Annotated in this window: 26 protein-coding genes and 1 pseudogene; 22 read left to right on the forward strand and 5 right to left on the reverse strand. The window is 62.9% G+C overall.

Going from position 1 to position 22,650, the window contains the following annotated elements:
* The first annotated feature begins 16 nt into the window (after positions 1-16).
* From LB577_RS00145 to LB577_RS33225, 5 genes and pseudogenes are all read left to right on the forward strand, one after another.
* Entirely contained in the window at positions 17-628 is a 612-nt protein-coding gene (locus LB577_RS00145; protein ID WP_224685065.1) for a hypothetical protein, read from the forward strand.
* Positions 625-1,473, forward strand: coding sequence for a 23S rRNA (adenine(2030)-N(6))-methyltransferase RlmJ (locus LB577_RS00150; RefSeq protein ID WP_224685066.1), 849 nt, complete (start codon positions 625-627; stop codon positions 1,471-1,473). The genes LB577_RS00145 and LB577_RS00150 overlap by 4 nt, the downstream gene beginning before the upstream one ends.
* Before the next feature lie 97 nt (positions 1,474-1,570).
* On the forward strand, positions 1,571-2,026 hold the full coding sequence (locus LB577_RS00155; protein WP_023779671.1) for a hypothetical protein: 456 nt from the start codon (positions 1,571-1,573) through the stop codon (positions 2,024-2,026).
* A 137-nt stretch (positions 2,027-2,163) separates the two neighbouring features.
* Positions 2,164-2,313, forward strand: coding sequence for a hypothetical protein (locus LB577_RS00160; protein WP_224685067.1), 150 nt, complete (start codon positions 2,164-2,166; stop codon positions 2,311-2,313).
* Between the two features lie 16 nt (positions 2,314-2,329).
* A pseudogene (locus LB577_RS33225) lies at positions 2,330-2,476 on the forward strand (LysE family translocator); the annotation flags it as partial.
* A gap of 30 nt (positions 2,477-2,506) precedes the next feature.
* On the opposite strand, the gene LB577_RS00165 reads toward LB577_RS33225, so the two are convergent.
* A complete protein-coding gene (locus tag LB577_RS00165) occupies positions 2,507-2,845 on the reverse strand; it encodes a transcriptional regulator (RefSeq protein ID WP_224685068.1) in 339 nt (112 codons plus the stop codon).
* A 589-nt stretch (positions 2,846-3,434) separates the two neighbouring features.
* Here LB577_RS00165 and LB577_RS00170 point away from each other — a divergent pair.
* Both LB577_RS00170 and LB577_RS00175 read left to right on the forward strand, forming a co-directional pair.
* Positions 3,435-3,893 carry a hypothetical protein gene (locus LB577_RS00170; RefSeq protein WP_032923463.1) on the forward strand — a complete coding sequence of 153 codons (459 nt, stop codon included), beginning with the start codon at positions 3,435-3,437 and terminating at the stop codon, positions 3,891-3,893.
* Positions 3,894-4,311: 418 nt separating this feature from the next.
* Positions 4,312-4,908: a glutathione S-transferase gene (locus tag LB577_RS00175; protein ID WP_031258539.1), complete on the forward strand. Its 597-nt coding sequence runs from the start codon at positions 4,312-4,314 to the stop codon at positions 4,906-4,908.
* A gap of 172 nt (positions 4,909-5,080) precedes the next feature.
* On the opposite strand, the gene LB577_RS00180 is transcribed toward LB577_RS00175, so the two are convergent.
* Positions 5,081-5,740: an outer membrane protein gene (locus tag LB577_RS00180; protein WP_023768528.1), complete on the reverse strand. Its 660-nt coding sequence runs from the start codon at positions 5,738-5,740 to the stop codon at positions 5,081-5,083.
* Positions 5,741-6,153: 413 nt separating this feature from the next.
* Here LB577_RS00180 and LB577_RS00185 point away from each other — a divergent pair, with 413 nt between their 5' ends.
* The 7 genes from LB577_RS00185 (at position 6,154) to LB577_RS00215 (ending at position 11,705) form a co-directional block, all read left to right on the forward strand.
* Positions 6,154-6,915 carry an SDR family oxidoreductase gene (locus tag LB577_RS00185; protein WP_224685069.1) on the forward strand — a complete coding sequence of 254 codons (762 nt, stop codon included), beginning with the start codon at positions 6,154-6,156 and terminating at the stop codon, positions 6,913-6,915.
* Positions 6,912-8,972 carry an excinuclease ABC subunit UvrC gene (gene uvrC, locus LB577_RS00190; protein WP_224685070.1) on the forward strand — a complete coding sequence of 687 codons (2,061 nt, stop codon included), beginning with the start codon at positions 6,912-6,914 and terminating at the stop codon, positions 8,970-8,972. Before LB577_RS00185 ends, uvrC begins: the two co-directional genes overlap by 4 nt.
* Positions 8,973-9,068: 96 nt before the next feature.
* Complete coding sequence (gene pgsA / locus LB577_RS00195) at positions 9,069-9,665, forward strand: CDP-diacylglycerol--glycerol-3-phosphate 3-phosphatidyltransferase (protein WP_013896263.1); 597 nt, start codon at positions 9,069-9,071, stop codon at positions 9,663-9,665.
* A 1-nt stretch (position 9,666) separates the two neighbouring features.
* Positions 9,667-9,918 (forward strand): molybdopterin converting factor subunit 1, encoded by a 252-nt coding sequence (gene moaD, locus LB577_RS00200; protein ID WP_013896262.1) that lies wholly within the window; start codon positions 9,667-9,669, stop codon positions 9,916-9,918.
* A 3-nt stretch (positions 9,919-9,921) separates the two neighbouring features.
* Complete coding sequence (locus LB577_RS00205) at positions 9,922-10,398, forward strand: molybdenum cofactor biosynthesis protein MoaE (RefSeq protein WP_224685071.1); 477 nt, start codon at positions 9,922-9,924, stop codon at positions 10,396-10,398.
* A gap of 88 nt (positions 10,399-10,486) precedes the next feature.
* On the forward strand, positions 10,487-11,251 hold the full coding sequence (locus LB577_RS00210; RefSeq protein ID WP_224685072.1) for a YbaY family lipoprotein: 765 nt from the start codon (positions 10,487-10,489) through the stop codon (positions 11,249-11,251).
* 184 nt (positions 11,252-11,435) lie between these two features.
* Complete coding sequence (locus tag LB577_RS00215) at positions 11,436-11,705, forward strand: hypothetical protein (protein ID WP_023768523.1); 270 nt, start codon at positions 11,436-11,438, stop codon at positions 11,703-11,705.
* 300 nt (positions 11,706-12,005) lie between these two features.
* On the opposite strand, the gene ndk is transcribed toward LB577_RS00215, so the two are convergent.
* On the reverse strand, positions 12,006-12,428 hold the full coding sequence (gene ndk, locus LB577_RS00220; protein ID WP_008875017.1) for a nucleoside-diphosphate kinase: 423 nt from the start codon (positions 12,426-12,428) through the stop codon (positions 12,006-12,008).
* 253 nt (positions 12,429-12,681) lie between these two features.
* On the opposite strand from ndk, the gene LB577_RS33230 reads away from it, so the two are divergent.
* Positions 12,682-13,065, forward strand: coding sequence for a DUF2934 domain-containing protein (locus LB577_RS33230; protein ID WP_224685073.1), 384 nt, complete (start codon positions 12,682-12,684; stop codon positions 13,063-13,065).
* 75 nt (positions 13,066-13,140) lie between these two features.
* On the opposite strand, the gene LB577_RS00230 is transcribed toward LB577_RS33230, so the two are convergent.
* On the reverse strand, positions 13,141-13,833 hold the full coding sequence (locus LB577_RS00230) for a glutathione S-transferase family protein (protein WP_224685074.1): 693 nt from the start codon (positions 13,831-13,833) through the stop codon (positions 13,141-13,143).
* Between the two features lie 67 nt (positions 13,834-13,900).
* Here LB577_RS00230 and LB577_RS00235 point away from each other — a divergent pair, with 67 nt between their 5' ends.
* Positions 13,901-14,413 (forward strand): DinB family protein, encoded by a 513-nt coding sequence (locus LB577_RS00235; protein ID WP_013896257.1) that lies wholly within the window; start codon positions 13,901-13,903, stop codon positions 14,411-14,413.
* Between the two features lie 227 nt (positions 14,414-14,640).
* Here LB577_RS00235 and LB577_RS00240 read toward each other — a convergent pair whose 3' ends face one another.
* Entirely contained in the window at positions 14,641-15,600 is a 960-nt protein-coding gene (locus tag LB577_RS00240; protein ID WP_224685075.1) for a LysR substrate-binding domain-containing protein, read from the reverse strand.
* A gap of 110 nt (positions 15,601-15,710) precedes the next feature.
* Here LB577_RS00240 and LB577_RS00245 point away from each other — a divergent pair, with 110 nt between their 5' ends.
* From LB577_RS00245 to LB577_RS00270, 6 genes are all read left to right on the forward strand, one after another.
* Positions 15,711-16,544 (forward strand): hypothetical protein, encoded by an 834-nt coding sequence (locus LB577_RS00245; RefSeq protein ID WP_224685076.1) that lies wholly within the window; start codon positions 15,711-15,713, stop codon positions 16,542-16,544.
* Between the two features lie 45 nt (positions 16,545-16,589).
* Complete coding sequence (locus LB577_RS00250) at positions 16,590-17,495, forward strand: DMT family transporter (RefSeq protein ID WP_224685077.1); 906 nt, start codon at positions 16,590-16,592, stop codon at positions 17,493-17,495.
* Positions 17,488-17,691 carry a hypothetical protein gene (locus LB577_RS00255; RefSeq protein WP_013896253.1) on the forward strand — a complete coding sequence of 68 codons (204 nt, stop codon included), beginning with the start codon at positions 17,488-17,490 and terminating at the stop codon, positions 17,689-17,691. The genes LB577_RS00250 and LB577_RS00255 overlap by 8 nt, the downstream gene beginning before the upstream one ends.
* 160 nt (positions 17,692-17,851) lie before the next feature.
* On the forward strand, positions 17,852-18,304 hold the full coding sequence (locus LB577_RS00260; RefSeq protein WP_013896252.1) for a MucR family transcriptional regulator: 453 nt from the start codon (positions 17,852-17,854) through the stop codon (positions 18,302-18,304).
* Between the two features lie 139 nt (positions 18,305-18,443).
* Positions 18,444-20,321 carry an ABC-F family ATP-binding cassette domain-containing protein gene (locus LB577_RS00265; RefSeq protein WP_224685078.1) on the forward strand — a complete coding sequence of 626 codons (1,878 nt, stop codon included), beginning with the start codon at positions 18,444-18,446 and terminating at the stop codon, positions 20,319-20,321.
* A 215-nt stretch (positions 20,322-20,536) separates the two neighbouring features.
* The gene (locus tag LB577_RS00270; RefSeq protein ID WP_224685079.1) at positions 20,537-22,645 is read left to right on the forward strand and encodes a molybdopterin-dependent oxidoreductase; all 2,109 of its coding nucleotides are present in this window, start codon (positions 20,537-20,539) and stop codon (positions 22,643-22,645) included.
* The last annotated feature ends 5 nt before the right edge of the window (positions 22,646-22,650 follow it).

The raw sequence follows: 22,650 nt of genomic DNA on the forward strand, positions 1-22,650 counted from the left end.
CAAGGTGACTGTCCGAATGCGCTTTCTGTTTGTCCTGATCCTGCTGGCCGGCGCCGGCGTCGGCGTCATCTATCCCTGGGCGATGACCAATTTTTCCGGCCGGGAGATCGGCACCTGGCGGGTCTATGAGCAGGGCCGCTTCAGACCGCTGACCGTGCCACTGAAGAGCCGCGATGCACCGGTGCGGGTGCTTGTCGACCTGACCGTTAGGGCCGAACGCATCGTTTCGCAGCAGCGTACGGTGCTGACGCTGACCGCGGCCACCGATGGCCGCACCGTGCTCGCCTCGACGCTGCAGTTCAACCACGTGGACAACCCGCGCCAGGCCAGTCCGCAACTGCCCGACAAGATCTTTCGCGACGAGGCCGGACTGATTCCGGCGGTCAGCACCGGTTCCTACCTCTTCACCGTCGGCCCGGGCGATGCCGAGGACATACCGATGCGGGCGGTCGACCTGATCTTGCGCTCCGGTGTCGGCGAAACCGACAGCCGTGCGCGGCCGGTCGGCTTCTCCCTGATGGCGGTCGGCTTGATCGGCCTCGTGCTGTCCCTGCGCTTCGGCGGCGGCCGGCCGGACAATCCGAACTCGCAGCCGCCACCGCCGCGCTGGGGCAGGGGGGCCACGTGAACTACCGTCACGCCTACCACGCCGGAAATTTTGCCGACGTCGTCAAGCACGTCGTGCTGACGCGCCTGCTCGAATACCTGAAGCAGAAGGACAAGGCGTTTCGCGTCGTCGATACCCATGCCGGGATTGGCCGCTACGATCTGTCGTCAGTCGAAGCCCAGAAGACCGGCGAATGGCTGGGCGGCATCGGCCGGCTGATCGACGCCTCGTTCGACGCCGGGGCGGCGGCGCTGCTGGCGCCCTACCTGGAGACGGTGCGGTCGCTCAATCCCGAGGGCGGTGTGAAGAAATATCCAGGCTCACCGCTGCTCGCACGCAATCTCCTGCGCAAGCAGGACCGGTTGTCGGCGATCGAACTCCACCCCAAGGACGCCGCGAGGCTGAAGGCGGAATTCGCCGGCGATTTCCAGGTGAGGGTGATGGAACTCGACGGCTGGCTGGCGCTCGGGGCGCATGTACCGCCGAAGGAAAAGCGCGGCCTCGTGCTCATCGATCCGCCATTCGAGGAAGAGGGCGAGTTCGCCCGCCTCGTCGATGGGCTCGTAAGGGCGCACAAGCGCTGGCCTGGCGGCATCTACGCGCTGTGGTACCCGATCAAGGACCGCAAGGCGATCATCGCCTTCAGGAAAGCGCTGAAGCAATCCGGCATCCCGAAAATCCTCGACATAGAATTCGAGATCAGGCCGGCCTCATCGGAACCCAGTCTCGACGGCAGCGGCATGGTGGTGGTCAACCCGCCCTTCACGCTGGAAGCCGAATTGCGAGCCGTGCTGCCGGCACTGCACAAATTGCTCGCCGTGGCAAAGCCGGCGCACTGGACGCTGGAGTGGCTGGCCGCGGAATAGGTCGAGGTTTCGAACCGGGAAACCATTGTTTCGGCAACCGCTTGACCGACGCCAAGCGAATCCGCACAGTGCGCGCAATCGACCTTGAGAGGCTGTCATGACTCGCTTCGCCAAATCCGCACTTGCTGCCCTGATTTCGCTCTGCACTTCGCTCGCCGCGCCCCTCGGTGTTACCCAGGCTGTGCAGGCGGCCGACCTTGTCGGCGTCTATCCCGATGACGATGGCGGTGTCTGCGGGGAGCCCTGGGTGCTGAACAAGATTACCCACCGCTTCTCCTACCAGGTGCGTCACGTGCCGCACCTGCCGGATGTGCAGATCACCGATTTCCGGCGCATCCACCAGCACCGTTATCTGCCCGCCAACGACACCTGGCCGATCGGCCGCCGCTATTGCGGCGCCACCGTCAGTCTCTCCGACGGCCGCGACCGGACCATCTGGTACCTGATCGAGGAAGGCCAGGGCTTCGCTTCGATCGGCGACAATGTCGAATTCTGCGTTTCGGGCTTCGACCGCTGGATGGTCTACAACGGCCGCTGCCGCGTCCTGCGCTGAACGCAGCCTTCCTTTCGCGATCCCTTTTCGCGCCCGCAGCCTGATCGGCTACGGGCGCTTTTGCGTACTGTGTTGACAGGCAATACGATCCATCTCGCCATCGTTGCGCTCGGCGCCGTCTGCCCCGGCTACCAACCATGACGACAAGGGACGTGCCGGTCGAACCGGGCGGCAGCAGCGTCACGATCGACAATGGATTGCATGCCATACTCGCCGTCGCGATGCTCGGTCTCCTAGCGCACCAGTTCGCCCTGTCGGCCGGCGCGGTGCCGGTGCTCCCGTCGTGACTCGGTTGGCAGTACCGTCGAGGCCGTGGTGATTGGCGGACACGTCATGCTTGCCGGTCGCGTCCGCAAACTGTTGCGCACGCCAGGCATCGTGCTTCGCGTCAACCGCGCGGCTGGCGTCGTGATGATTGGCGCCGGCGTCGCCGTGGTCGCCACACGCTGAAAGCGCCGGCCGCGACCGATCGCCAATGATCTACGACGAGCGCCGCCGCGTTCTGCGCTGAGGGCGATCCGCCGCCGGCTCCGCCTCGTCGAGGACGGCCCGAAGCCAGGCGGCATGACTGCGAAAGGCGCGCCGCCCCATCGTCGTTGCCCAGACCCGCGTTTGCGGCCGCCGCTCGACGAACAGCTTTTCGACATCGACGTAGCCGGCCCTTGCAAGCGTCTCGATGTGCGCGCCGAGATTGCCGTGCGTGGCTTCGACCAGGTCCTTTAACCGGGTGAATTCAAGCGCTTCGCGCCTGTCCAGCGTGTGCAGGATGGCCATGATCCTGAGCCGCGTGCTTTGATGGATGACCTCGTCGGCGTTCATGAATTGGCTCCGGCATGACAAGGCCGCAGGTCATCGACGGCGATGCCGTCGCCATGGAGCGTCACCCCCGCGTTTCCCCGCAGCGACGGCGTCGTTTCCTCTTCTGCGATCGGCATCGAAACAGCCTTCTGTTCTTCGCAGAATACTCTGTCATGCAGAGTTATCTGTCAATCAGTCGAAAGGTGGGGCGATGGAATCAAGCTTGACAAGGTGATGGACAGATCGGTCGTCGCATTGCTCTCACGGTCCGCGTAGATCGTGCAGCCACCAAGGATGATTGTATCGACGAAGCAGCGGCTCTTGATGTTCGCGGCTGACGATCGATGCGCGAGGCTGGTTGTTGATCTTCGAAGCTTCACGCCACGACTGGTCTCGCTGCATGCGAAGAATGCCGATATCAAATTGCTGGCGATGTCTGAAGATCAGCGGCGAATTTTTGCGATGACGAGTGAGATCGTGTGTCGATCTCAACCAAAATTTAAGCTGACAAAATCATACCATTGCTTCGCTGGCTAGCGAGCCGCGAGTCAGATATGCATTGCGCGCCGGGGTCATTCACGGCCATCGGCATAACGTGAAGGGGCATGACATGGCTAAGCAGTCATCTAAAGCGCCGGCATCCAAGGCACCGGCAAAGAAAGCACCCGCAAAAGCAGTCGCGGCGAAGGCCGCAACGGCAGTGAAGAAAGCAGCGCCTGCGAAGGCGGCGGCAAAGCCCGCAGCGAAGGCACCGGCGAAGAAGCCCGTGGCCAAGGCTGCGGCGAAACCGGCAGTGAAGAAGGCAGCGCCGGCCAAGGCAGCGGCAAAGCCGGCAGCCAAGGCAGCACCGGCGAAGAAGCCTGCGGCCAAGGCGGCGGCGAAACCCGCGGCCAAGGCAGCGGCAAAACCCGCGGCCAAGAAGCCGGCACCGGCGAAGAAGCCTGTGGCCAAGGCCGCGGCAAAGCCTGCTATGAAAGCCGCGGCAGCCTCGACCAAGCCCGCGGTGAAGAAAGCCGCGCCGAAGGCCAAGGCAGCGCCTGCGAAGGCGAAGGCTCCGGCCAAGAAGTAGACCGGCCGTTGGGGCGTCGCGCGTCCTTCGGGACTCGGCAAGGACGCTCTGACGCTCTGGATCGAACTATCTCGGCAACGGCTTCGGCCCCGGTGGCTGAACGTCGGGGAAGGGCAGAGGGCAAGCAAAGCGAGGCGCCGGTTGGCTGCCTCGCTCGCCTGCCTGATTGTCTCCTTGCCGCGCTTGGCGGAGGGTCCCGATGCAATGCTCGGGACCTATGAAACGCGAACGCAGGTATGAGTCCCATCAGCCTGCCGTCGACGTCCGTCCGTGTTTTCCAACGTACCAATCCGTAGCTTGTCGAGATGCTTGGGGCAGGAATCGCAATCGGTTCCTGGCTGCTATCTTTTCGCGTTCTGGCGGTTGATCGCAAGAACCTGTCAGTCGACAGTGGACGTCTGCAAACAGGAAACCGATCATGCCGAAACTGCTCTACGCATCCACCTCTCCTTACAGCTCCAAGGTAAGGATGGCCGCGGCCTATGCCGGGATCGCGATCGAGCAGGTTCCGGTCAAGACCGAGGACCGGCCGGCCGACCTGATCGGCGCCAATCCGCTTGGCAAGATTCCGGTGCTGGTGCTCGACGACGGCCGTTCCATTCACGATAGCCGCGCCATCACCCAGCATCTCAACCGGATTTCGAAGAACGTGCTGTTCCCGCGCAATCCCGACAAGCGGTTGGAGGCCGAGGTGCTGGAGGCGCTGGCCGACGGCATTTGCGACTGCGCGCTGTCGATGGTCTATGAGCGCCGCACCCGGCCTGAGGAGATGGTCTATCAGCCCTGGCTCGACCGCCAGTGGGCGAAGATCACGGCTGCTCTCGATCAGCTCAATGCCAACCCGCCCAAACTGCCGAAGAAGATCACCGCCGGGCAGATGGCCTTGCGGGCCTGCCTTGGCTATCTCTCCTTGCGCTTTGCCGGGAAGTGGGAAAAGGGCCGTGGCCGGCTCACCCGCTGGGCCGCTCGCTTCGACGAAAAATTCCCGGAACTGAAACCCGCGGTTCCGGGCTGACGGGGCGGGCTTGTCGTCGACAATGGAGATTAGCGAAGCCGAGGCGACGAACCAATCTCCCCCCTTGCGGGGAAGATGCCCGGCAGGGCAGAGGGGTGCTGGCGCGGCGCAGCGTGGACAATAAAAAAGCCGGGCACGAGGCCCGGCTTTTTCGTGTCGTGGCTTGAACGACTTAGAACTTCATACCGAGGCCGAAGGTCACGCGGTTGTCGGTGGCCTTGACCTTGCCAATACCGCCGTCGAAGCTCTTGCTGCCGAAGTCGGTGTAACGGTACTCGACGCGGCCGAACACGTTGTCGGTCAGCTTGATGTCGGTACCGACGCCGGCGGTCCAGCCGAGCATGGTGGCGGTATCGCTGGTGGCGAGGACGCTGTCCTCAACCTTCAGGCTTCTGCCGGCGAGACCGCCGGTGCCATAGAGCAGGATTTCCGGGGTCACGGCGTAGCCGAGACGGGCACGCAGCGAGCCTTCGAAGCCGCCCTTGGAGTGGATGCCGTTGTCGTCACCCTTGACGCCGTTATAGCCGAGTTCGGCTTCACCGCCGTACACGAAGTTCTCCTGCTGCCACTGATAGCCGCCGAAGACGCTGCCGACGAAGCCCTTGGTGTCGGTCGAAACGCCGAAATCCTTTTCCTTGGTACGGCCGCTGAAGCCATAACCAAGATTGATACCGGCATAGGGGCCGGCCCAGGAGGCGACGGGCAGTTCGGCAACTGGGGCGGGTGCCGGCGGCTCTTCCTGGACGACGTCTGCGGCATAGGCAGTTCCGCCGAGGGCGAAGAGCCCGAGCGCGACGGCCAGCGGCCGTGCGAATTTGAGATTGGCTTGCATTGTTCTTTACTCCTTAAGCCACAGGACACAGGCTTGTTTCACACGATCGCCATCAACCCGTCCGGGGGGTGAAACGGATCTGGCGTTCGTCGGTTCCAAATGTCGTGTCAAAATGCGGCTGAACCGAACCTGAACTTGGGTCATTCCCCGGCACGAATGAGGCAGAACCTTGACGTTGCATCTTCGCAACAGCGAAATGTCAGCAGCCCGGTCATGTTGCGCTGCACACCGCTTGGTGCAAGGAGTCCAGCGCCCTATATTGGGGTGCTGCCGGCCTCGGGACACGGCGAGTCGGAATACCCGCCGGGCGGTTTCGCCACAATGCTGCCCCAGGTCCAAATGCTGTTTAACGGATGGCAGGCCATATTTTGCCGAGTACCGTTTTTCGTGCCGAAATTGAGGATTGACAGAAGATGAGCAAAGCCACCGCGGCGCTGGTGACCGGCGGGGCGAAACGGATCGGCAAGGCGATCGTCGAGGATCTCGCCGGCCATGGTTTTGCAGTCGCCATCCACTCCAACCGCTCGCACGACGAGGCGGACGCGTTGGCCGCGGGGATTAACCGGTCTGGCGGCCGCGCCGCCGTGGTCGCGGCGGACTTGACCGACATGGACGCCGTCAGCGACCTCGTCGGCCAGGCGGAAGCAGCGCTTGGCCCCATCTCGCTGCTGGTCAACAACGCGTCGCTCTTCGTCGACGATTCGGTTGAGGATTTCGACTGGCAGGCCTGGGACGGCCACTTCGCCATTCACGTGAAAACCCCGGCGCTGCTGGCGCGGAATTTCGCCCGCGCCTTGCCGGAAGGGCGCGAGGGGCTGATCGTCAACATCATCGATCAGCGTGTCTGGCGGCCGACCCCGCGCTATTTTTCCTATGCGCTGTCGAAGGCGGCGCTATGGACCCAGACCCAGATGCTGGCACAGGCGCTCGGCCCCCGCATCCGTGTCAACGCGATCGGTCCGGGCCCGACGCTGAAGAACCTGCGCCAGGACGATTCCGATTTCGATGCGCAGGTCGCCGGCCTGATCCTGAAGCGCGGCCCGGAATTGCCGGAATTTGGCGCCACAATACGCTATCTCTGGGAGGCGCGCTCGGTCACCGGCCAGATGATCGCGCTCGATGGCGGCCAGCACCTTGCGTGGCAGACGCCCGATGTGACAGGCATGACGGAATGAGTCCTTTGGATCACAAGAACAAGGCGCGCGGCGGCGCCGAAGATATTCCTTCCGAAATCGACATGGAGGACGAAGCGCTCGAGGAGATCGTCGAACCCGCCGGCCCGGATGTCGCCTTCACGGCGATAGACTGGACGCCACATGCCGGCGACGCCGAAGGTATGGTCGGCGCCGAGGTGATCCAGACGCTGGTCAAGCGGTTGCCCAATGCGCCAGGCGTTTATCGCATGATGAACGCCGCCGGCGACGTGCTCTATGTCGGCAAGGCGCGCAGCCTGAAGAAGCGCGTCACCAACTACGCGCAAGGCAGGTTCCACACCAACCGCATCGGCCGCATGGTGCGCGAAACGTCGACGATGGAGTTCGTCGTCACCCGCACCGAGATCGAGGCGCTGCTGCTCGAAGCCAATCTTATCAAGCGCTTGCGGCCGCGATTCAACGTTCTGATGCGGGACGACAAGTCGTTTCCCTATATCCTTTTGACTGGCGACCATGTCTCGCCGGGCATCTACAAGCATCGCGGCGCGCGCTCGCGCAAGGGCGACTATTTCGGGCCCTTTGCCTCGGCGGGCGCTGTCGGCCGCACCATCAATTCGCTGCAGCGCGCCTTCCTGCTGCGCAGTTGCACCAACTCCTTCTACGAGAACCGAACGCGGCCCTGCCTGCTCTACCAGATCAAGCGCTGCGCCGGTCCGTGTACGGGAGAAATCTCGCATGAGGGCTATGCCGAACTGGTCGAGGAGGCGAAGGATTTTCTCTCGGGCCGCAGCCAGAAGGTGAAGACCGAGATTTCGGCCGCCATGCAGCAGGCTTCGGAAGATCTCGATTTCGAGCGCGCCGCCATCTATCGCGACCGGCTGGCCGCGCTGTCGCACGTGCAGAGCCATCAGGGCATCAACCCGGCGACGGTCGACGAGGCCGACGTCTTCGCCATCCACCAGGAGGGCGGCCAGGTCTGCATCCAGGTGTTCTTCTTCCGCACCGGCCAGAACTGGGGCAACCGCGCCTATTTCCCGAAGGCCGATCCGGCGCTGGAAGGATCGGAAGTGCTGGGCTCGTTTCTGGCGCAGTTCTATGACGACAAGCCGACGCCACGCGCCATTCTTCTGTCGCAGACTGTCGAGGACCAGGAATTGTTGGCGGAGGCGCTCTCCACCCGCGCCGGCCGCAAGGTGGCGATCTCGGTGCCGCAGCGCGGCGAGAAGAAGGATCTGACCGACAATGCCTTGCAGAATGCGCGCGAGGCGCTTGGCCGCCGGCTGGCCGAAACCTCGACGCAAGGCCGGTTGCTTGCCGGTTTCGCCGAGACATTCGGCCTGGTCAAACCACCCGTGCGCATCGAGGTCTACGACAACTCGCATATCATGGGCACGAATGCGGTCGGCGCCATGGTTGTAGCAGGGCCGGAAGGCTTTGTGAAAAACCAGTACCGGAAATTCAACATCCGCTCGACCGAGATCACGCCGGGTGACGATTTCGGCATGATGCGCGAAGTGATGGAGCGGCGCTTTTCGCGGCTGCTCAAGGAACATGGCGATGTCAAACCGGATGACGTTACGACAGCAGGTGACGATATCGAAGACGATATCTCCGGCAGCTTCCCGGCATGGCCCGACGTCATCCTGATCGATGGCGGTCAGGGCCAGATGACGGCGGTGCGCAAGATCCTCTCGGATCTCGGCATCGAGGACCGCGTCGTGGCCATCGGCATCGCCAAGGGCCAGGACCGCGATGCCGGGCGCGAGCGCTTCTTCGTCAAGGGCAGGGACTCGTTTTCGCTGCCCGTGCGCGACCCCGTGCTCTATTTCGTCCAGCGCCTGCGCGACGAGGTCCACCGCTTCGCCATCGGTTCGCACCGGGCCCGCCGCAAGAAGGAAATGGTCAAGAGCCCGCTCGACGAGATCAGCGGCATCGGCCCGGGCCGCAAGCGCGCCTTGCTTTTGCATTTCGGCACCGCCAAGGCGGTCAGCCGTGCCGCCATCGAGGATCTGAGGAAGGTCGACGGTATTTCCGAACAGGTGGCGAAACTGGTCTACAATCACTTCCATGAAAGTTGAAAATTCGGCACTTTCATCTGGCCAGTCGAATCTGGCCTGTTGACCCCCTACATTCGCTTCTGATTTGAGTACGCAGGCAGAAAGAGTCTCCCAGACATGGCCCAGCGCGCGTTCAACCTGCCCAACATGCTCACCTACGCCCGCATCATCGCGGTGCCGCTGGTCGTGCTGTGCTTTTTTCTCGAGGGGCATCTGAAGTCGAGCGACTTCGCCCGCTGGTCGGCTCTGGTCATATTCCTGCTGGCCTCCATCACCGATTATTTCGACGGCTATTTCGCACGCGCCTGGCAGCAGACCTCCAACATCGGCAAGATGCTAGATCCGATCGCCGACAAACTGCTGGTCGCCACCTGTCTCCTGCTCTTGGCGGCCGACACCGACCGCCATGCCGGTATCGCCGGATGGTCGCTGTGGGCGGCGATCATCATCCTGTGCCGCGAGATCCTGGTTTCGGGCCTGCGCGAATATCTGGCGGCACTCAAGGTCTCGGTGCCGGTGACGCAGCTTGCCAAGTGGAAGACCACCATCCAGATGGTCGCCATCGCCTTCCTGCTGGCGGGGCCGGCCGGCGACAAGATCTTCCCGCTGACCACGCAGACCGGCCTGGTGCTGTTGTGGATCGCCGCACTCGTGACGCTCTACACCGGCTATGACTATTTCCGTGCCGGCCTCAAACACATCATGGACGAGTGAGATGCGGCTCATCTATTTCGCCTGGGTCCGCGAGCGGATCGGCACATCGGAGGAAGACGTCGAATTGCCCGACGGCATCGACACCGTCGCCGACCTCCTGCGCTGGCTGCAGTCGCGCGGCGAGGGCTACGAGCAGGCGCTGCAGTTTCCCGACGTGATCCGCGTTGCCATCAACCAGGAGCATGTGGATCACCGCGAGAAGATATCCGGCGCGCGTGAGATCGCGCTGTTCCCGCCGATGACCGGGGGCTGACACATGTCTGCCGCCGTGTTGCCGACGGTGCGCATTCAGCGCCAGGATTTCGACGTTGCCGCCGAGATCGCCGCATTGACACAAGGCCGCGCCGACATTGGCGCCGTGGTCACCTTCTCTGGTCTCTGCCGCGACGAGCAAGGTGCACTCTCGGCGCTTGAGCTCGAGCACTATCCCGGCATGGCGGAAGCCGAAATCGGACGTATCGCGGCCAAGGCTGCCGAACGCTGGCCGCTGCAAGGCCTCACCGTCATCCACCGCCATGGCAAGATCGCGCCGGGAGAGAACATCGTGCTGGTGGTGGCCGCGTCGGCGCATCGCCAGGCCGCGTTCGAGGCGGCGGACTTCCTCATGGACTATCTCAAGTCGCGCGCACCCTTCTGGAAGAAGGAGCACCGCGCCGATGGTTCCGAGGGCGGCTGGGTCGAGGCCAAGGAAACCGACGCCCGGGCGGCGGGACGCTGGAAGTCGCCGGAATAAATCCCGCAGCAGTCATGCCCCGCAGCAGTCATGCATTGACCGCATTCCTTCGGCCAATTGGCGGAAGTCATGGGCAAGGGAGATGGTCATGCTGGACAGGCTCGCGGAATTCTTCGTCTTCGGTTTCGTGCCTCTGGTGGTCGGCATCCTGGCGGTGCCGGAGCTGTGCGTGGCCGCCGAGAAGGCGGTGAGGGGCGAGGTGATCTATCGCGAGCGCATCGCCTTACCGCCCAATGCCGTGCTCTCCGTCCAGCTTGCCGATGTCTCGTTGGCCGACGCGCCCGCCAGGATCGTCGGCGAGCAGAAGATCAAGCCGGCCGGCCAGGTGCCGATCAGTTTCGAGATCAAATTCGACCCCTCCGTCATCCAGCCGCGGATGACCTATGCGCTGCAGGCCCGGATTACCGTCGACGACAGGCTGATGTTCATCTCCGATGTGCGCCATCAACTCGATCCGCTGACCGACGCGCCGCAAACCATCCTGCTCAAGATGGTCACGCAGCGCGCCGAGCCGAAAGCTTCCGTCTTTGGCCAGCTGTGGGTCGTCGATTATGTCGATGGCATCGGCGCCGTCGCCGCGCCGCAAGCGACCTTCCAGGTCAGCGAGGCCGGCAAGGCAGGCGGCAGCGGCCCCTGCAACAGCTATTTCGCCACCGCCAAGATAGAGGGCGAGGCGATCGCGATCAGCGGCATCGGCTCGACCTACAAGGCCTGTGCGCCGGAGGTGATGGCAGAGGAAAAGGCACTGTTCGACGCCCTGGCCAGGGCGGCGTCATACAATGTCGAAGCCGGCAAACTCACCATATCAGACAAGATCGGCCGCGAAATCCTGCGCTTCAGCGCCGCGAGCTAGCCCATATTTCGATCGCCACGCTTTTAGCGGGAATAATGCTTTTCGGCGGGAATAATTCGGGCAGGGGAAGCGTTTCTCTCCCAGACGTGGCGGGTAAGGCAAAAGGGATATTCTCGAATATCCCTTGGTTGAAGCCGCCAGACCTGCTGCGGCTCGTTCTGGCCTAACTCCAAGGAGTCCAGATATGAAAACGCACGCGCTTATCCTTGCTGCCACAGGCGCATCGCTTTTTGCTCTCACCGGCATTGCCAAGGCGGACGACCATCTGGTCAATGCCCTTCAGCATGGCCTCAGCGCTGATGGCCACCCGTTCCAGACCAACAAGGCCGGCCACAGCGGCGACCTCGCGCCTGGACAGGGTAGTCCGTTTGCGGGTGCCGATACCCAGACACCGGCCACCGACACGGCAGCAGCGAACGCTCATGCGAACGTGAAAGATCGCCAGCCGAAGTGACCAGAACCCGCCGCGGGGGGCGGCGGGCGTCTCATGGCTTGGTCCGTTCGAACAGGCGCCGTAGTGATAAGGCGGCACCTCGACCAATTCGGCAAACCTGAGGCCACCCGCTTCGGCGGCTGCTAAGGTCTGTTCCGGCGACAGCCTCAATTCGGTTTTCGGTCCGCGAGGCGCGCCCTGGACGGTCATTGTTCCGCACGGACGCATATGCTGCGTTTCGCGCGCGAGACCTGACCGCTCCCCAATGAAAAAGGCCGGCAAAACGCCGGCCTTTTCGCATGAAAGGTGATGGGTGTCGGATCAGCCGACGATCTCGGTGTCCGAGAACCAGTACTTGATCTCCTGCGCGGCGGTTTCGGGCGCGTCCGAGCCGTGCACCGAATTTTCGCCGATCGACAGCGCATGCACCTTGCGGATGGTGCCTTCGGCTGCATTGGCCGGGTTGGTGGCGCCCATCACTTCGCGGTTCTTGGCAATGGCGTTCTCGCCTTCCAGCACCTGGACGATCGTCGGTGCCGACGACATGAACTCGACCAGTTCGCCGAAGAACGGGCGATCCTTGTGGACGGCATAGAAGCCTTCCGCCTCGCGGCGGCTCATCCACACACGGCGCGAGGCAATGACGCGAAGGCCGGCATCTTCGAGCATCTTGGTGATGGCGCCGGTGAGGTTGCGCCGGGTTGCGTCCGGCTTGATCATGGAAAAGGTGCGTTCGAGCGCCATGGGTCGTCCTTGTCTGAGAATGGAATTGAGAGTGGCGGGCTCTATACAAGCCGCCCGGCCCATTGCCAAGGGGTGAGGAACGGTGTGTCGTAAGCACATGAGTTGTCCGGATTAGGTAGCACGTGAGTTGTCCGGTTTTATCGCCAGCGAAGGGCTGGCCCGGTCCGCGAAGCGGACGGAAAGCCAATTGCTTGGCTTTCCGTGTGACGAACGGTGAAAGCCCGGTCCGCCTTCGAGCGGATTGAAAGGTCCAGTGGGCGTTTCTACGTCAGGCCGGTACCGCGAACGTGCGGCGCTGGATGACATCGGATGGCTGCACAGCAACGCTTTGCTTGCTATAGTCGCGTGTCGGCGCCGCGCTGAAGTCGGCCCGCATGGAGACAATATGACCATGGCAGACGATCGTCAGGAACGCATTCGCAACCGGGCTCATCAGATCTGGCAGCAGGAAGGGCAACCGGCCGGTCAGCACGAACGCCATTGGCACCAGGCGGCAGCCGACGTGGATGCCGAGCATGCCACGGGCACGTCATCGGTCGCCAAGAAGCCGGCCAAGAAGGCTGCTGGCGCCGACAAGGCAAAAGCCGCGCCCAAGGAGGCGAAGGCGGCCAAGAAACCCAGCAAGCCAAAAAGCTGACGGCCAAGTAGGCCGCTGTTCATCGCCTGCCGTGTCATCGCGGGCGGGTGATGATTCATCGCCGGCAACAGGGCGTCACGCCGCGGCTTCAACCTTTCGTCCCAGACCGCCATGCAGGTCGAGGCAGCGGTCGAACCAATGCGCCACCACGTCGCTGCTTTCGAGCAATCGATAGGGCGAGGCCACGCGCGCCCATTGCAGCGCGCCAAAGACGATATAGTCGGCAAACAGCGGCGAGACCCCGCCGATGAACGGCTGGTAGCTCAACATCGAGCGCAGCGGCTCCAGGGCGACCCGGAAGGCCGTCAGCCCGGCGTCGCGTGCGGCGACCACATCCTCCAGCCGCTTGCCGAAGCGTTGTTCTCGGCTCCGGCGGAAATACGCGGCGTTCTCCTCGTCCTGCATGCCATGGAGGTCGACAATCGCCGCGGTGGTGACATAGGGGTGGATGGTCAGTTGTGACCAGCGCTCGATGAAGCGAGCCATCGCCTTGCCGCCTTCGCCACCAAACAGCGTCGGCCGATCCGGGTAGGCTTCATCGAGATAGAGCGCGATGGCGAAGGAATCGACGACGATCTTGTCGCCGTCACGGATCACCGGGACGGTCTTTGAAACACCGCCTTCGACGGCGGGCACCTCGAGAAAGCGCGTCGGCGCGGTCGAGATATCGAGCCCCTTGTGGGCCAGCGCCATCGTAGCCTTCCAGCAATGCGGGCTGAACGGACGCTTCTCATCATGCCCGACGAGATCATAAAGCAGAATGGTCATTGGCGTCGGCTCCCTCGCGGTCTAGGTATCGCTCCCGATACCCGAAACAGGCCCGGCGGGAAAAGAGATGAAACAACACTTCATGATGTTTGCGGCATACAATCAATGGGCCAATGGCCGCATCTATGATGCCGCCGCCGATCTCGACGAGGAAGAATTCAATCGCGATGTCGGCGCCTTCTTCCGCTCGCTGATGGGCACGCTCAACCACTTGCTCGCCGCCGATCGCATCTGGATGAAGCGCTTCACCGGCGAAGGCGACGCTCCGACGGCGCTCGACGTCATCCTTCACCGGGCCTTGCCCGGCCTTCGGGCGGCGCGCGAGGCGGAAGACCGGCGGATCGTCGACTGGGTTGGCGGCTTGAGCGACAAGGCGCTGTCGGGCCGCTTCACCTACATGACCGTATCGGACATGCGCACCGTCTCGCAGCGTCTGGCGCCGGCGCTGGATCATGTCTTCAACCACCAGACCCATCACCGCGGCCAGGCGCATATGATCCTGACGGTTCTGGGCCGCCCTTCCGTATCGCTCGATCTGACGCATTTCCAGCGCACCGAGGAGGGCAGGGCCTTCGCCTGATTTCCACATCGTTCCGGATTCGAAGGCGAGCGGCAAGCGCCGGCTATCGACGCATTTTTTGCTGCAGCATGGCCTTCACTTCAGGCCACTCGGAATGCTCCGGCTCAGGGGCTCGATCTCGACAATTTCACCGACCAGCGCGGGTTGCCTGGATTGGGCGTCCACTAACCGATGGTCCCGAATTTCTGGCCGGCGGTCATCGGGAATAGTACAAGCTGATCTGAATTTCAGGCGGTCTCAAAAGCCAAGTCGCTGATTTCACTGTCCAACTGGCTCTGCGTCAGAGCTGCTTCCGCCATCACCCATTGTTTGAACAGCAGCACCTTGCGTGTGGCGAGGCTCTTGTGGGGGGAAACAAAATACCAGCCGGCCGTGTTCGGATGATGCACGGCAAAGGGAGCGATCAGCCTCGCGGCTCGGATATCGCTGGCCATATAGGCGCGGTTGGCGACGGCAAAACCCATTCCGGCATTGGCCGCCTCGTAGGACATCATGCAGGAATCGAAATAGATGCCCTTGGTCTCGCTGAGCACGAAGCTGGCGCCCGCGAAACCAAGCCAGGATTGCCAGTTCTGGGTGCAGGTGTCGGAATGCAGAAGCGTGAAGTGCTTGAGGTCATCCGGCGTCACCGTCGACCGCGGCCTGTTGCCGAGAACCTCGTGGAACAGCTTGCGGCTGCAGACGGGCGTCAGGTCCTCCCGGAACAGCAGATCGGACTGCAACCCGTGAAAGTGGCCGTCGCCATAGCGGATTTCGAGATCGAAATCGGACGTCGTGAACTCATGTGTCGCGTAGGAGGTCGAAACCCGCATCACGATATCGGGATGTTGATGCTGGAACAGCGGCAGGCGCGGAAACAGCCAGCGTGCGGCAAAGGTCGGCAGCACCGATATCTTCAGCACATGCTCCTGTGACTGCCCGGTCGCTTCCATGCTGGCGGCGACGATACGCTCCAGCGCTTCGCGAACGCGCGAGACATAGGTCTCGCCTTCGGGCGTCAGTGACACCGCATTGCCGCCGCGCTGGAAAATCTTGAAGCGGAGTTGATCCTCCAGGCTTTTGACGCGCTGGCTGACCGCCGAGGCGGTGATAAACTGTTCTTCGCCAGCGCGCGTGAAGTTCCCGTGCCTCGCAGCACTCTCCACAATCTTGAGCGAATTTAGGTTGACCTGACTGAGCAGACGCACGGTTTCGACCTTAAGCTGGGCTTACACTAGCACCAGCATTCCTAATTTTACAGGGGTGGGTGAATTAATCGACTATTTACCAAGTGTTGCCCCCATCCTGGAGAAGTAGAATGAACGCCCATACGATACCCGAACTGCGTTATGCGATGAGTCGAGAAGCCATCATCGGCCACGAAACCGCCTGGAAAGTGTCGAGCTTCGGTGTCGCGCAATATCTGCACGGCTATGACCCGGCACTGCTTGCGGCGGTCGAGGAGGCGGCGCTCAAACTCAAGGCCAGCCATGCCGTGCACAAGCACCTCGATCTGACCTTCATCACCGGCGCCGATCGTTATATTCCGGAGATCAAGGAGCTTTTGCACGACAAGCTGCGGCTGGAGCGGCTGTCCGACATGATGGGCACCAAGCTTGAGCCCTATCCGCTGTCGATCGTCGGCTCGACCGTTACCTTCATGAATCCCAGGGATGGCGCCGTGGACTGGCATTGCGACGGCGTCCCGGTCACCGAGCTCATCCCGCTGTCGATCAGCAATCCGTTGGTCGGCGGCCACCTCGAAATCTACTGCGACGACTCGGAAACCGGCCGTGCCATCCTCGAATCCGGCCACGAGATCCCGCGCAACCGCATCATGCGTATCGATCACAAGATGAACTACGCCACGCTCGGGCAGTTTCTGGGCGTCCTGCATCGCACGGCGCCGATCAGGTTCGGCGAGCGCGTGACGCTGGTGCTCAACCAGCGCTCGGTGGCCAAGCCCTATGTCGACGACAACCGCATGTTCTATCTCGCCGCCGACAACGACCAAGACCGCGAATGGGTCAACGAACTGGCCGAGGATGTCTGGACGAACCAGCTGCCGGCCTATCGCCGGTTCGAGGCGGAACATCCGGCACCGGCTCCCGCCGAAGCATCGGTACCGGGTGGAAACAGGGAATCATGGTAGGGAACCTTGATCCCGAAAAGTGGGAACCGGTTCTCGGACGAGATCATGGTCGAGCACAGAGATAGAGCTCCATCAGGTTCGATATCCGCGCTGGTCTTTGCCGCCGGCGCGGTGGCTTTGTGGTCCACCAATGCCCTTGTCGGCAAATCCCTGCTGGCGAACCACTCGGTGTCGCAGGTGCAGTTCCTGCAATTCGCGGGGGCCGCACTGGTCTTTGCCCTGATCCGGTTCACGAGCCGGGAGAGCGCTTCGCCGGTCGGCGCGAGGGCCGCGCTGCTTCCGCTCGCGGTCGGTTTCATCGGCCTGGTCGGCACCATGGTGCTGCAATACATCGCCTTCGCTTCGATGCCGGTGATCGAGGCCAACCTTGTGGCCTACACCTGGCCTTTGATGGTTGCCGCGGTGGTGATCCTCTTTGAAAACCCGCGTCGTCCTGCCCTGTTGGGCCTCGCCGCGACCCTTGGCTTCATAGGTGTCGCGCTGGTGATTTCAGGCGGGCGCGACAGAACCTGGTTCCAGGGCGATCTCGTCGGCTATTGCGCGGCATTCGGGTCCGCGCTGTGCATGGCATTCTATTCGGTGATGGTGGGACGGGTCGCCACCTCGCCGGATCGCCTTTTGCTGCCGTCGTCGCTGATCGGCGTCGCCCTGACGCTTGCGTGGTGCGCGCGCGATGGCGTTGCCTTGCCCACCGGCACGGACCTTGCTCTCGGGCTCTATCTCGGCGCTGGTCCGATGGGGCTGGGCTACTATTTCTGGTCGCGCGCCCTGAAACTCGAAGGCAGCGGCAAGGTTGCTGTCGTCGCCTATCTTACGCCGATTGCTTCGACGCTGCTGCTGACCCTGTCCGGCGAACGACTGACGATGACGGCCGTTGCCGGAGCTGTCCTTGTCATCGGCAGTTGTGTCGCGGTCGGCCTGGAACGCTCGGAGGCGGAAAACTATGTTTGATGAAAATGAGCGCCTCGCCAGGCGGGAAGCGCATTGGCTGCTTAAGGAATTCGGCGCCGAGGCGCCCTTATACGCGGCGATGAAGGCCGAAAAGGCGATTGAACAGAAGGATTTTGGGCGTTGTGCCCGTTGGAAGCGTATTCTTGAGATATTGGCCGACAGCCGGACAGCCAAGTCTGTCGCTACCAAGTATTAGATTTTCTAATTTGCGCGGCGCCCATTTTCCATAAAGATAGTTGGTGGCAAGTCTTGATTCGTTTTGGGGCTTGGTAGTCCGTTGGGGGCGCGGTTAGAAGGATACATAGACAAAAGTCTTCACTGGGGTAGATGGTTTTGTCGCAAATAAGGTGAAAGCATTGTCAAATATCGAGGATAAGACCGTTATCGAGCTCACGGCCGATATTGTCTCGGCCTATGTTGGCAACAATCCACTTCCAGCTTCCGGCCTGCCTGACCTGATTGCCAGCGTCAGCGCCTCGGTTCGAAAGCTGGCCGGTGCGGCTGTCGTTGAAAGCCCGAGCCTGGTTCCTGCCGTAAATCCGAAAAAGTCGGTATTTCCCGACTACATCGTCTGCCTGGAGGATGGAAAGAAATTCAAGTCGCTCAAGCGACACCTCAGGACAGACTATGGCTTGAGCCCGGACGACTATCGAGCCAAGTGGAGCCTGCCGCCGGACTATCCAATGGTCGCTCCGAATTACTCGGCGACCCGGTCGGCGCTGGCGAAGTCGACGGGACTTGGCCGTAAGCCGGCCGTGGCGCCGGCCGCGGTGGCCAAGACGGCAAAGCGCGGCAAGGCCACTGCCTGAGGGCGGTGGCTCGACCGGCACCAAAGCCGCCGATCTGCGATACTGACGGGCACTTGCGGGTGCCCGTTTTGAGGCCTTGCGCGACCAACTGGTCCGCAAGGCCTTGCGAAGCATTGATCTCCCGTGCAAAAGCGCGGCCATGCTTATCATCAATGACCTCTCGCTGCGCATGGCGGGGCGCCTGCTTCTCGACCATGCCTCCCTGACCCTGCCGGCCGGTACCAAAGCCGGCCTTGTCGGCCGCAACGGCACCGGCAAGACGACGCTGTTCAAGACCATCACCGGCGATTTTCCCTCCGAGACCGGCTCGATCAGCCTGCCGAAGAACACGCGCATCGGCCAGGTGGCGCAGGAAGCGCCTGGCACCGAGGAACCGCTGATCGAGATCGTGCTCAAGGCCGACCTCGAACGCACGGCGCTGCTCGAAGAAGAAAAGACCGCCACCGATCCGCACCGCATCGCCGACATCCACATGCGGCTGGCCGACATCGACGCGCATTCGGCCGAGTCCCGCGCCGCCACCATCCTGGCCGGCCTCGGCTTCGACGATGTAGCGCAGCGCCGGCCGGCCTCGTCCTTCTCTGGCGGCTGGCGCATGCGCGTGGCGCTTGCCGCCGTGCTGTTTTCGGAACCGGATCTGCTGCTGCTCGACGAGCCGACGAACTATCTCGACCTCGAAGGCACGTTGTGGCTGGAAAACTACGTCTCGAAATACCCGCACACCGTGCTTCTGATCTCGCACGATCGCGACCTGCTAAACCGCGCCGTCAATTCGATCGTCCATCTCGACCAGAAGAAGCTGACCTTCTGGCGCGGCGGCTACGACCAGTTCGAGCGCCAGTATACCGAGCAGAAGGAATTGCAGGAGAAGGGCCGCGTCAAGCAGGAAGCCGCCCGCAAGCATATGGAATCCTTCGTCGAACGCTTCCGCGCCAAGGCTTCGAAGGCCAGGCAGGCGCAGTCGCGCATCAAGGCGCTGGAGAAGATGAAGCCGATCGCGGCCATCGTAAACGATTCGGTGCGGCCGTTCTCTTTTCCCGAACCGGTGAAGACTGTGGCCTCGCCGATCGTTGCCTTGAACAACGTCAATGTCGGCTACACCGAGGGCCAGCCGATCCTGAAGAAGATGACGCTGCGCATCGACGCCGACGACCGCATCGCGCTGCTCGGCGCCAACGGCAACGGCAAGTCGACCTTCGCCAAATTGCTCTCCGGCCGGCTCAAGCAGGAGAGCGGCACGATGACGGTGGCGCCTGGGCTGAAAGTGGCGATCTTTGCCCAGCACCAGCTCGACGATCTGCGCCCGGAGGAAAACGCCTATGAGCATGTTCGCCGGCTAATGCCGGAAGCGCCGGAATCCAAGGTGCGCGGCCGCGTTGCCCAGTTCGGCCTCACCACCGAGAAGATGAACACCCCCGCCAAGGACCTATCCGGCGGCGAGAAGGCGCGGCTGTTGATGGGCCTGTCGGCCTTCGAGGGCCCGAACCTGTTCATCCTCGACGAGCCGACCAACCACCTCGACATCGACAGCCGTGAATCGCTGATCCATGCGCTCAACGAGTTTCCTGGCGCCGTCATCCTGATCTCGCACGACCGCCATCTGCTGGAAGCGACCGCCGACCGGCTGTGGCTGGTCAAGGACGGCGCGGTCAACCCGTATGATGGCGATTTGGAGGACTACAAGACGCTGGTCACCGGCGTGTCCGGCGACCGGCGCGGCAAGCGCGAGGCCGACAAGGCGTCGAAAGCCGACCGCCGCCGCGACGCGGCCGCGCGTCGCGCCGCCTTCGAACCGCTGGCCAAGGAAATCCGCGCCACCGAGGCGCTGATGGACCGCATCCGCAAGCGCATCGACGGCATCGAGGACGAACTGGCCAACCCGGCGATCTATGAAAAGGACCCGTCTACCGCGACGCGGCTGGCCAAGGAACGCTCGCAACTCGCCCAGACGCTGGCCGGTCATGAGGAAAGATGGCTGACCATGTCGGCGGAGTACGAGGAAGGCACGGCGGAGTGAGTGCGTAATCTCCCCCCTTGTGGGGGAGATGCCCGGCAGGGCAGAGGGGGGGCGCTGTCCCGCCAACCTGTCGGCCTTTTTGCAACCGAGGACGAATAGATGGGTCGCGATCCTTCGCGCCCCCCTCTGTCCTGCCGGACATCTCCCCACGATGGGTGAGATTGGCTAGTCATCTGGCCCTACACGCAGCCCCCAAAACCCGCTAGACAAACCCCATGAACCAGCACGCGAAGCTCCGCATCGGCCATTCGGCCTGTCCGCATGATTGCCCGTCGACCTGCGCGCTCGAGGTCGAACTGCTCGATGGCAACCGCATCGGCCGCGTCCACGGCGCCAAGTCCAACACCTATACTGCCGGCGTCGTCTGCGCCAAGGTCGCGCGCTATGCGGACCGCGTGCATCATCCGGACCGTTTGCTGAAGCCACTGATCCGCGCCGGCGCCAAGGGCGACGGCGTCTGGAAGAAAGCGAGCTGGGAGGCAGCCCTCGACCTCGTCGCCGAAAAATTCATCGCGGCCGAGGCAAGATACGGCTCGGAGACGGTCTGGCCCTATTTCTATGCCGGCACGATGGGACTGGTGCAGCGCGACGGCATCGACCGGCTGCGGCACGCGAAGAAGTATTCCGGCTTCTTCGGATCGATCTGCACCAATCTCGCCTGGACCGGCTGGATGATGGGCGCGGGCGCCTTGCGTGGGCCGGACCCGCGCGAGATGGCGAAGTCCGATTGCGTGGTGATCTGGGGCACCAATGCCGTGGTCACGCAGGTCAATGTGATGACCCATGCCATCAAGGCGCGCAAGGAACGTGGGGCGAAGATCGTCGTCGTAGACGTCTATGAAAACGCTACGATGAAGCAGGCCGACATGGGTCTTGTGCTCAAGCCCGGCACCGACGGCGCGCTGGCTTGCGCGGTCATGCATGTGCTGTTCAGGGAAGGCATGGCCGACCGCGCCTATCTCGAAAAATACACCGACGACCCCAACGGGCTCGAAGCGCATCTCAAGACACGCACGCCGGAATGGGCGGCTGGCGTCACGGGCTTGACCATTGGCGAGATCGAGGCCTTCGCCCGCCTCGTCGGCACGACCAGGAAAACCTATTTCCGCCTCGGCTATGGCTTTGCCCGCCAGCGCAATGGCGCCGTCAACATGCATGCCGCGTCCTGCATCGCCGCGGTCGCCGGCAGCTGGCAATATGAGGGCGGCGGCGCCTTCCATTCGAATTCCGGCATCTTCAAGCTCAACCAGGAGGTGCTGGAGGGCACCAGGATGCGCGATCCCTCGATCCGCCATCTCGACCATTCGCGTATCGGCCCGGTGCTGACCGGCGCGGCGGATGCGCTCTATGGCGGACCGCCGGTGACGGCGATGCTGATCCAGAACACCAATCCGGTGAATGTCGCGCCCGAGCAGCGGCTGGTGAAGCAGGGTTTTCTGCGCGACGACCTGTTCACTTGCGTGCACGAGCAGTTCATGACCGACACGGCAAAACTCGCCGATGTCGTGCTGCCGGCAACGATGTTCCTCGAGCACGACGATCTCTACAAGGGCGGCGGCAACCAGCACATCACGCTCGGCCCGAAGCTGATCGAGCCGCCGGAAGGGCCGCTCACCAACCATTTCGTCATCGAACAATTGGCCGTGCGCCTGGGGGTCGCCGATCGCCCGGGCTTTGGCCTGACCGAACAGCAGCATATCGACATCATCTTGGGCAAGCGCGAGCTGGGCAGCTTCGACAGCCTGAAGGAGCAAAAATGGGTCGATCTGCAGCCGGATTTCGAGACCGCGCATTTCATCAAGGGGTTTGGCCATGCGGATGGAAAATTCCGCTTCCGCGCCGACTGGACCGGGCAGGCGGCCCCCAACCGGCCGCCGAAGAGCATGGGCCTCTTCGGCCCGGTGGACCGGTTGCCGGAATTTCCCGACCATGTCGACCTGATCGAGGTGGTCGACGAGGCGCATCCGTTCCGGCTGGCGACCTCGCCGGCCCGCAATTTCCTCAACTCGACATTCTCCGAAACGCCGGTGTCGAAGGCCAAGGAGGGCCGCCCGGAGCTGCTTCTCCATCCCGACGATGCCGCCGCGCATGGTCTGGCCGATGGCGACCGTGTCGAGATCGGCAACCAGCGTGGCGAGGTGGTGCTGCACGCCAAGCTGTTCGACGGCATCAAGCGCGGCGTGGTCATCGCCGAAGGCATCTGGCCGAACAGCGCGCATGAGCGCGGCGAGGGCATCAACGTGCTGACCGGCGCCGATGCGCCGGCGCCCTATGGCGGCGCTGCCTTCCACGACAACAAGGTGTGGCTGCGCAAGGCAAGTTGAGGCCG

It is taken from the genome of Mesorhizobium sp. B283B1A (assembly GCF_020165735.1).
Taxonomy (GTDB): domain Bacteria; phylum Pseudomonadota; class Alphaproteobacteria; order Rhizobiales; family Rhizobiaceae; genus Mesorhizobium; species Mesorhizobium opportunistum.